The sequence below is a fragment of the Priestia sp. SIMBA_032 genome, assembly GCF_046535215.1.
Taxonomy (GTDB): Bacteria; Bacillota; Bacilli; order Bacillales; family Bacillaceae_H; genus Priestia; species Priestia aryabhattai.
Map to the genome: position 1 here is coordinate 1 of NZ_JAWRXD010001699.1, position 230 is coordinate 230.

Below are 230 nucleotides of genomic sequence, written 5' to 3' on the forward strand. Positions count from 1 at the left end.
ACGTCAATCCAGGTGCCTTCGCGTCCGGGATCACATTGCTGCCCGGGATCAACGAGGTGGTCATCTCGTCGATCAAAGCGCTGTTGTTCGGGCTCATCGCAGGTTTGGTGGCGTGCTACCGCGGGCTGACCGTCTCCGGTGGGGCGAAGTCGGTGGGCAATGCGGTCAACGAAACGGTTGTGTACGCGTTCATGGCGTTGTTCGTGGTCAACGTCGTGGTCACCGCGGTC

At 61.3% G+C, this 230-nt stretch carries 1 protein-coding gene; it reads left to right on the forward strand.

From position 1 onward, the window contains the following. Positions 1–230, forward strand: a 230-nt coding sequence (locus SB717_RS40035) for an ABC transporter permease (RefSeq protein ID WP_410908943.1), incomplete at both ends; no start/stop codon positions are given.